Source organism: Paenibacillus sp. MT86, assembly GCF_058792535.1.
In genome coordinates this window covers 3,468,690-3,483,548 of record NZ_CM179499.1, presented here as the reverse complement: position 1 = coordinate 3,483,548, position 14,859 = coordinate 3,468,690, and the positions used below count along the sequence as shown (strand labels likewise).

The following is a 14,859-nucleotide window of genomic DNA, read 5'->3' as shown; positions in this document are numbered from 1 at the left end:
AGACATGCTCCAATATAAAGTCGCTATTTTAGCGACTTTTTTGTTTTATCGGTACTAGTACTTGTTAACGGACAGGATAATTCAATGTTCGTATGGAATATAAAGAAAATTGTTTTGAGGAGGGTTTGCGTGCTTTTTCATTTTAGCGAAGACGCCAGTATCAAATTAGACGGGATGAACGGTTACAGAGGGAAGAGTGAGAAAGAAGCGAAAATGTGTTGAATGAAAGAAGGTATAGAAAATGATACGAGAAATTGAAGAGCAATTCACTGAAGAGATCCTTACCGAAGCAATAAAGCGATATGACATTAATAAAGACACTGTTCGTTCATTGGGGGGTTATGAAAGCTTTGTTTATGAATACCAGAAAAACAACGCATTTTTCATATTAAAAATCTCACATACAATTAGAAGATCAAGAAATAATATATTGGGTGAAATTGAATTTTTAAATTTTTTGTCGAATAAAGGACTGGCAGTTTCAAATGCTGTTCCATCGACCAGAGGTAATATGGTTGAAGAAATTGCTGCAGAAAATGGTTCGTTCCTAGCCACTTCATACGAAATGGCTCTTGGAAAAGAAGTGTCGGATGAAGATTGGAATGAATCGCTTTACGAAAAATGGGGCGAATTTCTAGGGAAAATCCATCATGCCACAAAGAGTTACGAATGGAGTAATCCGGCGTTTAAACGACAAGCCTGGGACCAAGAAGTTCAATTAAAGGCCGAGAAGTACCTGCGACCTGATGATGTAATGATTTCAATTGTAAAAGAAAGATTATCAAAACTTACTTCTCTGCCCAAGTCCAAAGATACATACGGTTTGATTCATAGTGACTTTAGTCAAAGTAATTTTTATCTGCATAACGGCGACATTTATTTGTTCGATTTCGATGATTGCAGTTATACGTATTTCGTAAACGATATTGGGATTACATTGTGTTATGCACTTTTTTTTCCGTATAAGGAATTTGAAAATAAAACGGAATATTATAGATTGTTTTTCCGCCATTTTATAAAAGGATATCTAAAGGAAAATACAATCCAAGAAGAAGAAATAGAATATTTACAAGAGTCTATTAAACTTCGTTATGTATTGCTGTATGTTTATTTTCATCAAGCAAACGATGTGTCAAATTTGGATGAAGTATCAATGAACAGGTTAAAAGAGCTTCAACGAGTAGCCGCTTCTGATGATCCTATGCTGCCGATTGACTTTGTTCAAGAATTTAAAAGCATTTATAATAGTATTCATTAATCTGAGAGCATCGTATTTTACTAAAGTAGGGGGAAGGGCTGACTCAACACAGCTGCTTATAGGGGCCGGCTGGGTTGTCGGGTGACAAAAACATAGTAACATTAGAGGCCGCTGATTCTGATTATGCGGCTTTATATATTTATGTTATCAAGTTGATATCAAAACACTCGGAAACCGGATTTTTAAAAAGAAATTATAGGCCAATTGGCGAATGTATAAACATTCATCCTAAATATTAGTACTACAAAGATTTTACTGATAAATAGTTAATTATCAATTACATTGTGAGGTGTAATATGAACTCCAATTTCAAGGCACCTAAATTGCTGCAACAACTTGTGGAATGGGAAGGTTCTTTTGCACATGAGGTTGCATATCTAGAAAACCCATCAGGACTTTTCCTCGGATTAGATTATAGTCAAGATGGTTACTTCTGTACTCCCGTAGACAGCATTCCATTTGCCAGCACTGGTGGAGACGGTGTACACTTTGCGCTCCTAACAGATTTTGGAATAGTTAAAGATTTAGAAGAAGCTTTAGTTATTAGAGTGTCTCCTATGGATCATGAACGTGTTCGTATAGTTGCGAAGAATATAAATGATTTTTTTTCACTTCACTTTTACAATGAATCGTTAGCATGGAACGAATTCCAAAATGAAGATCGATACTTAAGTCATCTCCAAGAAGAACAAAGTAGGGAAAGTAATTCAGAATGGTTTGATCATGATCGGTGGAAGTTCGAAAAAGGAAAGGTGTTAAATGAAGTAAAGAATCGGTTCAACATTTTGCCTATAGAACAGCCATTTTCCTATATAAACAATCTTCGTATAGAAAGATCATTCCAAGTAACTGTAAATACTCTAGATTCAATAGGCACCAAACAATTTATGCCAGCAGTGTCTAATGAAACTATAGAAATGTTAGCTCTCGTTCGCCATCTTCAACATACTTGCTCTGGTGATAAAACTTTAATTGACCGAATTGCCAATGATCTTCGTTTATTAGGGTATAACCACGAGGCTGACTCACTAGTTTCTCGTCTATTCATTTAAACATCGAACAGTTGCCGGTTGACAGCTGCACCTGCACTCCATTGCACTAACGGGCAGTTTAATGCATCTGAAGGAATTCCGGGAAATATGGGGAATTCTATTTTTACCCCCTATGGGAGATATTAGTAAAGTGAGGGAGATACGATGAGTCAAACCGCAAATAAATTTGAAAAAGAAATAATTAAAAGAGTGCGGATGAAATACCTCTTACATTTGCCAGATCAACATGAAAAAGAATCCTCAATTAAGTGGCCTTTAATCTTATTTCTTCACGGGGCAGGTGAACGTGGAGATGATCTGGAGTTGGTTAAAGCACATGGAATTCCTATGATAGCAGAACGCGATCCTTCTTTTCCATTCATTACGATCTCCCCTCAATGCCCGGAGGATTCTTTTTGGAATGCTGAACAAGACGGATTGATGGCATTAGTAGATGAGATCATTGCAAACTATAACGTAGATCCAGATCGGATATACTTGACGGGGCTAAGCATGGGTGGTTATGGGACGTGGCACTTAGCAGCAGAATATCCAGGAAGGTTCGCAGCTATCGCTCCAATATGTGGTGGAGGTAACCCCAACCGTGTACATGAGCTAATAGGAACACCCACCTGGGCATTCCATGGCGCGAAGGATGATATAGTGCCCATTGCTGAATCAAAAAAAATGGTAGACGCACTTCGCGAAAACGGTGGAAATGTCTCTTTCACAATTTATCCTGAGTCGAATCACAACTCTTGGACAGAAACATACGATAATCCGGAATTATACAGCTGGTTTCTAGGTCATTCTTTAATGGTAAGGAAATGAAGTTGTTTTACACCAACGGGACACGTTAATTTAAAATAGCATGGAGCAGTTCGCCTGTTGGCAGCTGTTCCTTTTTTTTAAGCTAACGGGCAGGGTAGTTCAATAATTTCGTGAATACTCTACATATGGAATGATTCACGAAGTGTGTGATCGAAGTTCGTAGATATATCGTTAATCGGAAACCGATAGATCGAGAGCGAACCCTTAGCAGTGCATGGCTTATAGACAGAATAAAAGAGTCGCAAATGCGACTCAATTATTACCTGTCGGGGGAGAACATGGTCCCATTGAAAGTTGCTAATTTAGCGGCTTTTTTGTTTTATCGGTACAAGTTCTTGTCCCGAGTCGAGGACAATAAGTGAATGAGTTTAAAGGACAAGCGAGTTTACAACACGAAAGGACAGGAGTTCCGGCCCTGTCCTTTCTAAATGGAGAAACCGGACCAAGGTTTACAGTTCGACTCTCCAGTTGCCCATCATCTTGGCGACTCCCGGATCGCGGTACGATAAGAATAGACTCTCCCGAGTATCAAGGGTGGAAATGTGTTCCATATCGTCCGCGTCCAACTCAAAATCAAAAATGTTGATATTTTCGACGATTCGCTCTTTTCGTACTGACTTTGGAATGACAACAACTTCTCGTTGAACAAGCCATCGCAATACGATCTGGGCGACGGTTTTATTGTGTTTTCCCGCGATCGAGGTCAGCACTTCGTTGCCGAACATATTGTTTCGTCCTTCAGCGAACGGCGCCCACGACTGGTGCTGCACGCCCTGCTCTTTTACGAAAGCAGCGCTCTCTGTCTGCTGGTAGAACGGGTGCGTTTCAATCTGGTTGACGGCGGGCACAATTTCGTTATGCACAATGAGGTCCATCAGACGATCGGGCATGAAGTTGCTGACCCCGATGGCCTTGATTTTGCCGTCATGGTACAGTTCTTCCATCGCACGCCAAGTGCCGTAGTAATCGCCAAATGGCTGGTGAATCAGGTACAGATCGAGATAGTCAAGCTGCAGCTTCTTCAGGGATTTTGCAAATGCAAGCTTGGCACTCTCGTAGCCGGCATCCTGAACCCAAATCTTGGTCGTAATGAACAGCTCCTCACGCGGTACACCGCTGCGCTTGATCGCGCGTCCGACCGCTTCCTCGTTAAGATAACCGGCGGCGGTGTCGATCAAGCGGTAACCGGCCGACAGCGCTTCGTACACCGCGTTTTCGCACTCATCAGCATCGGGAATCTGGTAGACACCGAAGCCTAGGATTGGCATTTTCACACCGTTGTTCAAAGTTACAGTTTGCATTGCGATTCCTCCTATTGATCAAATGTATAACAGCAACCGGCGCGTATCCCCAACATCGTGGACTGAAGCGGGAATTCCGATTACGACAAAGTTGCGTTACAATAAGCATAGTGCCTTCGTGTTACACGAAGGCAAGAGGCTCTTATTCTTTTTTTTCAAGGGGGATTCCACATGTATACGGTCAAAGAAGCCGCTCAAATCACGGGGCTCACTGAGCACGCCGTGCGCTTTTATACGGATAAAGCTCTAGTGCCAAGCGTACAGCGCAATGAGAATAATATTCGATTATTCGACGAAGAATCGATCAACTGGCTGCATGGCATCAAATGCCTCAAGCAATCCGGGATGCCGATCGATGTCATAAAAATGTATATCGATTTATGTCTCGAGGGGGATTCTACCATTCCACAACGCTACAGACTCATGATGGAGCATAAAGAAGCTGCGCTCGCTAAGCTCGAAGAAGCCAAACAGCACGTTGACCATTTGGAAGAGAAGACGGCACTGTACCAGGCCATTCTGGAGAACCGCTCACCAGACACGATGAATCCCGCCCACTGGGGCAGAATTCAGCATATGCACGGGGACGTGTTTTACTCGCGCTCTGCTCGTTAGGCGTGAGATACCTTTTTGACAGGACCGGCGTGCTTACCCTCGGTTATGCCTATCCGAATCTGGTGATGGCGGAAAATTATAAGGAAACGGGACAAGATCAACACATCGAGAGAACAGGCAGCCTGGGATTGTCGGTCGACCATGCGCTTGGCCGAAGCGGCATTTATGGCTTGAAAGGGTACGAGAGGGTAGAGCTGGTATATCCGAATGCCAAAACAAATGTACTTTATCCCCGAACAGTTTTGCCGACTCTGCAGGCAGACCTTGAGCCGGGAAGCCATCTGCTTCTGTCGGCGGTATGCGGGGAGACGGCAAGCAGCAAAGCTGTCCATTCTCCGGAAGAAGCATTGCGTAAACTTGGCATTGCTCTAACACAAGACGGAATCTCTATCTCGAAAGGGAGAAGCGGAAATAGGTATTCCGTTCATTTTGGGCAACTTTTTCATGGAATAGGACGTCTAAATAAATAGGACTGGAAGAAATTAGGGCTGATTTGAGGGGGAGCGCATTTGAAAAAGATATTGATTAGCATATCGACGTTCATGATTTTTTTTCTTGCGAACGTCATTCCAACACAAGCATCAGGCAATGAAGTAATCGAGCATGGTATTCTAAAGAACAATCGAGTGTTGATCCCTATACGGGCAGTATCTCAGAACATGGGTATCGATGTGAAATGGAACCAATTTCAAAAAACGGCTCAATTGACCAAAGGCGAAACTGTAATCACACTTGCGGTTCAATTCAAAAGGGCCTTAGTAAACCAGGACCGCGTTGATTTTGATGCTCCGGTTGAGCTCATCCAAAACACAACTTATGTACCTTTAAGGTTCGTTAGCCAAACCATGGGAGCAGATGTAAAGTGGGATCAGAAAACCAAAGAAGCCACCGTTATCCTTGATGGCAAGCAAGTCGTCGTTAAGTTGATGAAGCCGAAGTATCAAGTACCTACCAACCAACGACTAAGTGATACTCGTATTGCGCGGTTATCGGAGAAATTGAACGAGGCATCTGATCTATCGAAAGTGAAACAGGTTCGCACTTACTTCAAACCTTGTTTTACGGATCGTCTAATTAAGCAAATCATAGAGCAGGAAGGACTTCACTTTAAAGAAATGAATTTTGATATGAATACGGCAACGGTAAACTATGCAAGCAATACTAGCGCGATCCTTATTCAATCCTACATTCCAGGAAATATATTAACGGGCGAGCTGCATTATGTTTTTGATCGGGAAGCTCACATTATTTATGCTAATGGAGCATGGAAGGTGGACAAGGTAAGCGATCATTTGAGACAGATCCCTAATATGAGCCTGGAACCCGATCTTCAGTAGTGATATCTAATCAACTCATGCCCAGCTCAATGAATAGAGAGGATCTGGCTTAGTCATTATCCATGTAAACTAAAGAAGCCGCAATTTTGATATGATCCCCTTTAAGTAGACAGTGTGTAAAATGCGCATAAAAGTCTTCTTGGAGGAGATTTTTTTCATAGGCGAATTACGAAAAACATATGATATCGAAATCAAGCGCTAGGCTGTTGCGATGTTCCTGGAGGAAGATCTTGGCTACTGTCGGGTGACAAAACATAGTAACATAAGCAGCCGCTGAATAAGCGGCTTTTTCTATTTATGTTATCAAGTTGTGAGATAGGTCTTACTATATAAACATAGTTCGATATTACTACTTTCTGTCTGTTCTATTGGACCTAGATCTGTTATTATAAAACAAATAACGGAAAAGGCGAGGACATCAGCATGGCTAAAAAATTGAATATCTTTTTATCTTTTCTAATATCTATTATCATCGCGTTCAGCTGCGGTGTGTATTTCTCGGAAGACTTGGGTTATAGTCGGAGTGAACCAACTATAGTTAAAGCTGGGCAAACAGTGGATGCCGAAAACGAACCTTCCAACGGAGATGGCGAAAAAGGCGCAACGATTTCCACGGCTCAGAATCAAGGAGGTAACGAAACGGCCAACGACGAACCCGAAGCTACCCGAGTGACAGCGGAGAATCGTTTCAGCGACCCAAGAGAGTTCAGATACAGTGTCAATTCAGCGAACGGTATCACGCTGACGTGGCTCGTCGATAATTTGACCGGCAAAACGATCAACTACTATACCGTGAAGGTCAGCACATTTAATCCCGTAGGAGACCCTTCGTATGACGAGTACTCCGGAAAGAACTCTTTCAATCTTCAATATGTCGGTCCGGTCATACCGGGGTTAGAACTCGGTGTGTTTGAGCTCTTCACGTATCAAGGTGCTTTGGATTCAATCCGTATCGACGAAGTTGACCTGGAATACGCGGACGGCACCAAAGAAACCGTCGTCTACAATCGTACGACTAAGGACGATAGCGGGCTCAATAATTGATAGAAAAGTTTATATTGCCACTTGCATAGTATTCATGTAAGAGGAAAGAACATACATATCCATTTAAGTCCGCGTTTTACGCGGATTTTTTTTGGTTTGAAATATGTTTTGTCTCGTAATTTAGATTGAAATATCTTTGAGTGTATATCATGATATTGAATGTTAATGGTGAACAAACTAATTAATTGCAAGGGGGTTCAACGCGTGAACGTGGTATGTCTGGCACTTAGGCACTTTAGATGCAGGTCCTACCGTGTCTTTTTCAGATGGAACCTCTTGCTTAAATCTGATAAGTTTTTTTGAAAAGTAAAAGGATCAATTGTCACTCTTCTTTAAGATTCGCGAAATAATTGTATTCGTTGATATGTACCGGAGCTGGGATTTGCGTCAGCCGGATAATTGGACTCGCGATGTTCTGAAAGATAGTCGGATGCGGATCATCAATGGATTTTCGTTGATCCACGATTTTCTATAGTATTCAAATAAATGGATAGCGCTGTATAACGGGAAACGTTAGCTCATTGAAGACATAAAGAGGCAGTCGGCTTTTGGGTCGGCTGCTTTTTCTCGGGCAGGATATTTCCAATATGTGGTGTATATGATTTAATGCCCATACGTGCCCCATAGTTTAACGTGTTAGCATGAGGAGCAGATGTAATTGAATTGAATTCGCTATGTAAAAGGGTTATTAACCCATGAACCCTGACATAATGTAGTCAGAGTTCATGGATTATTATGAGTATATCAGCAAAACAAACATTTAAAGGAGGAAGTTCACATGACAAATACAAGCCCTATTATTTCCGAGGAAAGCACAGAAATTCAGCCGTTCCGTATCTCCGTAGCGCAAGACGATCTAGAAGACCTTCGGTATCGTTTATCTCGGACTCGTTGGCCGGAAAAGTTAGGTGAAGCGGGCTGGAAATATGGGGTATCGCTGGATTATGTGAAAGAATTAGCACTCTATTGGGAGAAAGAATACGATTGGCGTAAATTCGAAGCTCGCCTGAATGAGTATCCTCAATTCACTACGAATATCGATGGTGCCAACATTCATTTTTTACATGTTCGTTCGCCAGAACCAGACGCATTTCCACTACTGCTTACCCATGCATGGCCTAGCTCGATTGTCGAGTTCTTGGAACTCATCGGTCCGCTCAGCGATCCGCGCAATCACGGTGGTGATCCGGCTCAAGCGTTTCACCTAGTCATTCCTTCCGTTCCTGGATTTGGGTTTTCAGGGCCAATTCTTGAATCGGGATGGGATATCGCTCGTATTTCAAAAGCATGGGATGTCTTAATGAAGCGTTTGGGATATAAGGAATACGGTACCCACGGCAGCGATTGCGGTGCACTTGTATCCAGAGAACTCGGCATTCAGAAGCCGGAGGGTCTTCGCGGCATTCATGTACTGCAGCTGTTTTCGTTCCCTTCCGGAGATCCGGCAGAGATGGCTGACTTAACGGAAGAAGATCAGCGAAAACTTCAATTCCTTGCCAATTTCCATGAACGGGCAGGCTTTAATTCGATTCAATCCACACGCCCGCAAACACTCTCCTATGGGCTAACAGACTCGCCGTCAGGTCAGCTTGCTTGGATTGCCGATTTATTTTGTGGCTTTGGTGACCATGTGGATTTTATCGACCGGGACGCATTTCTGACGAACGTCACCTTGTATTGGTTGACCAATACGGCGGAATCATCTTCTCGCTTGTATTATGAGAACGCGCACAGCCACAGTCAGGAGCCGCAGGGACCGAATACGACACCGACAGCAGTGGCCGTGTTCGGAAATGATTTCAAATCTATAAGACGCTTTGCTGAACGTGACAACACGAATATTGTGCAATGGTCAGAATTTGAGCGCGGAACCCACTTTGCCGCAATGGATGCACCGGATCTTCTAATCCCTGACATTCAGTCTTTTTTTCGGAGATTCCGTTGACACTATTTAATATGGTTATAGAAGATAGGAGCTATAACACGTGAGTAAGCTGAACAAAGAGCAAATCCAAGAAGCAGTATCGATCAATAACCCAGTAAAATTTATAGTAACCCCGACTTGAATCGCTCGCTAGTACGCATAGCGCGTCAGACCCTGTACCTAGACTCTTTCCCGTAAAGCATTACAATTACGTCCCTTGCTGGAGCCCGGAGGCTGTAGCGGGAGTGGTTCGGAACAAGGTACCGTTAGTGCAAATCTCCCGGCGGGGCATATGGGGAAAAAGGTTTACCATATGTCCGAGGACAAGAACAAAGCCCTATTTGAGAGTCGCTAATTTAGCGGCTTTTTTGTTTTATCGGTACAAGTTCTTGTCCCAATTCGAAGACAAGAGCTTGTACCGATTTCCGTAAAGGATAAGAACATGAGCCGATTACAATTAGATAAGCGTCTAACTATATTTCCATTCAATTTCATTAAGGTAACGGGCAGGATTACTCACCAATCTGAATTGAATGAAGAATCGCTTGTGAAAGATACATTAAAACTGGCTTATGTTGCGTTAAGCAGACCGCGCTATTTCGCAGGCGTAGCGATGCATAAAGAAAATGTTTCGGATGAAACCATTTTGGTCGCAGCAAGGCATTATTGGAGATCGTAAAAGTTGAAGAGGAACACGAATCCTTTTCAGAGGAGTTGTCGCATCTGACATTACAATCCGTTAATTGATTTTGGAGAAAAAGCTATTTGAAGTGCATATCAAGCCGTTTATATGCCATGAGACACCATTCTAATCCGACTTATTATGTCGTCCGACGGGCTGCTGGATAACTATTGGGGACGAACTTAGTCCCAACCATCAAAACGCTTCTGATAACCCGAATTATATAAAGAAATATTTCAAACTGACCGAACCTATAGAAGGATTCGATATTCGATAACATGAAGAAAAGCCAATTGCTGGCACCCATAGCCTTGATTAACCGTAGAAGGCCAAATGTCCACATTTGTATATGGAATGTAAACACATGTATATCGATGCTTCATTGCCCTCTACTTATAATGAAGTTGCCGCAGCAAATAGCATGGAAGGTCATGCGGGTTGCTTGTGGTAATTCGTGCAAATGACAAAGGGAGGGATATTCGTGGGTTTACGGCAGAGGGTTATTTTTTTAGTTATATTTGTTACCGCTTTCATAATGGTGACCACCCTTTCGGAGAGGTCCAATGCCGCAACAGGGAATATGGCTCTAGGGAAGACGGCTTATTCGTCGTCGAACGAAGTGGATTTTCTCGGACCTGAGAAAGCGGTCGATGGGGGCACCGAACATGCAAGCCGCTGGTCTTCGGAAAGAACGGACGATCAGTGGTTTTACGTTGATCTGGGTGTGCCTGTAGAAATCGGAAGAGTAATCATCAACTGGCAGACTCCGGCGGAGCAATATCAGATTCTCGTATCCGACGATGCGGTATCCTGGCGGAACGTATTCGCGGACAACCGCGTGCTCGTCGCGTCCGGGCCGGGTGAAGATACGATCGATTTCGAGCCGACTGTGGCGCAATACGTCAAGTTTCAAGGGGAGACGCGACGTCCTATTGAAGGCGTTTATTACGGATACTCCTTCTGGGAATTCGAGGTATACAAAGGCAGACCTCAACTGCAGCCAATTATGGACGCGGTGAAAAACAGCATCGTCGTCTCGGAAGGGGATACCCTGCTGAATCTGCCCGCTGTACCGGAAGGTTATACGCTGACGCTGGTGAACACGGACAGCTTGCCGGTGATCGACGTGCAGGGCAATATTCATGCGCCGCTTGTCGATACTCAGGTTCAGCTGCTGCTGCAAATCCAGAGCGACAGCGATCCGACTTATCTTTTAACGGATAATGCGCTAGTCACCGTACCCGGTCTCTACGAGCAGACGAGCGATCGGAACCCGGAGCCGCGCGTCATTCCTTCTTTGCGTGAGTGGCTGGGCGCAACCGGCGAGTTCCGCTTGTCGGACAAATCCAAAATCGTCATTCGCGCAGATGATGAGGCGGCTCTGCGGGGGACGGCTGACATTTTGCAGCAGGACTTATTGGATTTATCGAAGTTGTCACTGACCGTTGAGGTTGGTTCTCCTCAAGAGGGAGATATCTATTTGATGCTGGATGCCGCCCATACGGGATTGGGGAAAGAGGGATATGAGCTGAATATCGGCGAATATGCTTCTGTTGCTGCGTCCGAGCAGACGGGTGTCATGTTCGGCACGAGAACGATCTTGCAGCTGCTCGGCCACGCTGCCGATCATAAAGCGATGCCTAAGGGGCAATCGCGCGATTATCCGAAATACCCAGATCGGGGCTTTATGCTCGATGTGGGCCGCAAGTTTTATACGATCGAGTTTTTGCAGGACTATGTCAAGCTGATGTCCTACTATAAGATGAACCGGTTCCAGATTCACCTGAACGATGATGTCGGCGATGTCGGTTACTTCCGTCTGGAGAGCGAGAAATTTCCGGGAGTGACGAGCAAGGACGGCTATTATACGAAGCAGCAATTCAGAGACCTGCAGCTGCTTGGGATGGAATACGGCGTAAACGTCGTGCCGGAAATTGATACGCCGGGCCACTCCGGCGCGTTCATCGCCTACGATTCTCGATTGGGCAGCAACAATCAACTGGATATCCATCGTCCAGAGACGCTCGACTTCATTAAAGCGCTGTTTGACGAGTATCTCGACGGCAGCAATCCGACCTTCGTCGGCCCGGATGTGCACGTCGGCACGGATGAATATTTCGGCGACGACAAGGAGGCGTTCCGCAGGTACGCGGATATGCTCCTTAACCACATTAACAGCAAAGGCAAACGCGCCCGTCTATGGGGCAGTCTGTCCGCATACGACGGCACGACGCCGGTCAGCAACAATGCGACGATGGACATCTGGTATGAACCGTACGGAAGCGCTCAGCAGGCCGTGGAGCTCGGCTACGATATTATCAATACCAATACGAATTTGCTCTACATCGTTCCGCAGCTGTACCGCAGTTATTTGAATTACGATTTTATTTACAACGAGTGGGAGCCCAACGATTGGCTGGAGACGAAGCTTCCTTATGCGCATCCGCAGGTCAAAGGCGGCATGTTCGCGCTCTGGAACGATGTGTCCGTAGAGAAAGGCGTATCCATGGCGGACTCGCATCAGCGGATCTTGCCTTCCATGCAAGTGCTGGCGGAAAAGCTGTGGAGAGGCAACCGAATCGATCGGAACTTCGCAAGCTTCCAGGCGGATGCCGCAAAGTACGTGGACCCGCCGGGTGTTCATCAGTCACACAAGCTTCAAATCGACAATGAGCGGCATCTCGTGCTGGATTATACCTTCGACGAAGGCTTCGCGGACCGTTCGGGGAACGGCTTTGACGGCAACGCGGTGAATGCTGGAACAGAGAAGGGAATCTTCGGTCAAGCCGTGAGGCTAAACGGCGGGGCCAGCTACGTGGAAACGCCGCTTCGCACGCTTGGTTTCGGCTGGACGATGTCCATGTGGATCAAACCGGACGCTGACAACCCGCAAGGAGTTGTGCTGCTGGAATCTCCGGACGGACAGCTGAAATACAACATTGGGGGCAGCGGCAAAATCGCCATCACAAAAGAAAATTACGTCAGCGAATTCAATTATAAGCTGCCGACCGATCGCTGGACCCACGTCAGTATGATCGGCGACGACACGGGGACCTCCATCTTCATTAACGGCAGTGAATATACGGCTACTCTCAAAGACGGCTCCAAGCTGGAAACATTCGTTCTGCCGGTAGCCAAAATCGGCAGCGAGACGAATGCCTTTCAAGGCTTGATTGACGAACTCATCGTAAGGAACACCTACTTGGACCTGCATGGAAATCTGGCTTTGCATAAGCAAGCTGAATCATCGCAGCCGGAATCTTCGTCCTACACGGCGGATAAAGCGGTGGACGGCAGAGGGGATACCAGATGGTCCAGCGATTGGGTGGACGATACCTGGTTCATGGTGGATCTAGGTGAAGTGAAGAACATAGATGCTGTATCTATTTTGTGGCAAACGGCATATGGTTCGAAGTACCGCATTCTCGTGTCCGAGGACAAGGAGAACTGGACGAACGTTGTGAAAGACAACAACGGGGAGATTAACGGAAAGCCGGGACGTGTCGTGACTACCTTCCAGAGCACGCAAGCCAGATACGTGAAGTTCGAAGGGGTGTCCAGAGCTACTATGTTCGGCTATTCCTTTGAGGAATTTGAAGTGTACGGCGAGGAATATAAACTCGGCAATCTACGGCCGATTATCGACCTGTTGACGGCAATCGAGGCCGACAAGCTTGTGGAGGACAATTACTCTCCTGAGGGCTGGGCACAGCTTCAGCAAGCGATTGGCCAAGCGACTGCGGCTATTCAATCCGCCCAACTGTCTCGTCCTCAGGCCGAGCAGGCGTATGCCGAGCTAAGCGTTGCTCGCGATCGTCTCACGATCGAAGACGTAATGGACCTGATCGAGCTTAATGTGAACGGAAGTATCGCATCCAACCTTTACCTGCCGCAGAAAGGGCAGCTCGGTACGCGCATCGTCTGGAACAGCTCAAAACCCGACTACCTGAATGCGAATGGACAGTTGTTGAAACGTCCGTCAAGCGGGTCGGGCGACATGGAGGTCGTGCTGACCGCGACGATCAGCAAGGGAGCTGCATCCGCGGAGAAAACGTTCAAGATCAAAATCAAAGCGCTGCCTGGCTCCGGCGGCGGAGGATGGGTTCCGACTCCAGTAACTCCTGATCCGGAAGAAGGCCAAAACGGCGGTTCGAATCCGGGAGGTGAAGATCCAGGCAATGGCAATGAGAACGGCAGCGGCAATGAGAACGGCAACGGCAATGGCGGGGAGTCCGGCGGATCGACAACGGTTCGGCTGAACGATATTGCGAGCCATTGGGCAGAAGCGTCCATCAAACGGGCGGTTGAGCTTGGATTCGTAACGGGCTACACCGACAAGACGTTCAAGCCGAATAAGACGGTCAGCAGAGACGAATTCGTCGTCATGCTGGTCAAAGCGTTGAAGCTGCGGGGTGCGAACAGTTCGCTGGACTTCGCGGACGCAGGTTCGATTCAAACCTGGGCGAAGCCTTATATTGCGCAAGCCTTGGAATCCGGCCTGATCAGCGGCTATGCGGATGGAACATTCCGACCGAAGGTTTCGATTCGTCGAGCAGAACTGGCAGCAATGATTGTTCGCGGCTTGGGTCTGAAGACTGCGGAAGGGCATGGGCTCTCTTACGCGGACGCGGATCAAATCCCGGCTTGGGCGAAGCCGTACGTGGCAGCAGCCCAGGAGGCGAGAGTGATGAACGGTCGCGGGGACAACCGTTTCGCGCCGGCCGTCTCGGCGACGAGAGCTGAAGCCGTGACCGTTATTCTGAATATGCTTGATGCGCTTGGGGAGTTGAAGGAACAGGAGCAGAACTAATTATGCATAGAAAGAGAGCGTGAGAT

The 14,859-nt window shown here is 46.0% G+C and carries 11 protein-coding genes; 10 read left to right on the top strand and 1 reads right to left on the bottom strand.

Annotated elements, in window-relative coordinates; all coding sequences use genetic code 11:
* Positions 1-241 precede the first annotated feature (241 nt).
* The 3 genes from AC3RCL_RS15440 to AC3RCL_RS15430 all read left to right on the top strand — a co-directional run bounded on the left by AC3RCL_RS15440 (position 242) and on the right by AC3RCL_RS15430 (position 3,120).
* Positions 242-1,258, top strand: a complete 1,017-nt coding sequence (locus AC3RCL_RS15440; RefSeq protein WP_492536199.1) for a phosphotransferase enzyme family protein — start codon at positions 242-244, stop codon at positions 1,256-1,258.
* A 296-nt stretch (positions 1,259-1,554) separates the two neighbouring features.
* A complete protein-coding gene (locus tag AC3RCL_RS15435; protein ID WP_492536197.1) occupies positions 1,555-2,310 on the top strand; it encodes a hypothetical protein in 756 nt (251 codons plus the stop codon).
* A 144-nt stretch (positions 2,311-2,454) separates the two neighbouring features.
* Positions 2,455-3,120 (top strand): carboxylesterase family protein, encoded by a 666-nt coding sequence (locus AC3RCL_RS15430; protein ID WP_492536196.1) that lies wholly within the window; start codon positions 2,455-2,457, stop codon positions 3,118-3,120.
* Positions 3,121-3,569: 449 nt separating this feature from the next.
* On the opposite strand, the gene AC3RCL_RS15425 is transcribed toward AC3RCL_RS15430, so the two are convergent.
* A complete protein-coding gene (locus AC3RCL_RS15425; RefSeq protein WP_492536194.1) occupies positions 3,570-4,421 on the bottom strand; it encodes an aldo/keto reductase in 852 nt (283 codons plus the stop codon).
* A 171-nt stretch (positions 4,422-4,592) separates the two neighbouring features.
* Here AC3RCL_RS15425 and AC3RCL_RS15420 point away from each other — a divergent pair, with 171 nt between their 5' ends.
* The 7 genes from AC3RCL_RS15420 (at position 4,593) to AC3RCL_RS15390 (ending at position 14,833) form a co-directional block, all read left to right on the top strand.
* Positions 4,593-5,036 carry a MerR family transcriptional regulator gene (locus AC3RCL_RS15420; RefSeq protein ID WP_213578668.1) on the top strand — a complete coding sequence of 148 codons (444 nt, stop codon included), beginning with the start codon at positions 4,593-4,595 and terminating at the stop codon, positions 5,034-5,036.
* Between the two features lie 29 nt (positions 5,037-5,065).
* Positions 5,066-5,506 (top strand): hypothetical protein, encoded by a 441-nt coding sequence (locus tag AC3RCL_RS15415; protein ID WP_213578667.1) that lies wholly within the window; start codon positions 5,066-5,068, stop codon positions 5,504-5,506.
* A 39-nt stretch (positions 5,507-5,545) separates the two neighbouring features.
* Positions 5,546-6,373 (top strand): copper amine oxidase N-terminal domain-containing protein, encoded by an 828-nt coding sequence (locus AC3RCL_RS15410; protein WP_492536191.1) that lies wholly within the window; start codon positions 5,546-5,548, stop codon positions 6,371-6,373.
* Between the two features lie 555 nt (positions 6,374-6,928).
* Entirely contained in the window at positions 6,929-7,417 is a 489-nt protein-coding gene (locus AC3RCL_RS15405) for a hypothetical protein (RefSeq protein WP_492536190.1), read from the top strand.
* Positions 7,418-8,195: 778 nt separating this feature from the next.
* Positions 8,196-9,362 carry an epoxide hydrolase family protein gene (locus AC3RCL_RS15400; protein ID WP_492536188.1) on the top strand — a complete coding sequence of 389 codons (1,167 nt, stop codon included), beginning with the start codon at positions 8,196-8,198 and terminating at the stop codon, positions 9,360-9,362.
* A gap of 421 nt (positions 9,363-9,783) precedes the next feature.
* A complete protein-coding gene (locus AC3RCL_RS15395) occupies positions 9,784-10,020 on the top strand; it encodes a hypothetical protein (protein ID WP_492536187.1) in 237 nt (78 codons plus the stop codon).
* 484 nt (positions 10,021-10,504) lie between these two features.
* The gene (locus AC3RCL_RS15390) at positions 10,505-14,833 is read left to right on the top strand and encodes a discoidin domain-containing protein (RefSeq protein ID WP_492536186.1); all 4,329 of its coding nucleotides are present in this window, start codon (positions 10,505-10,507) and stop codon (positions 14,831-14,833) included.
* Positions 14,834-14,859: the final 26 nt, after the last annotated feature.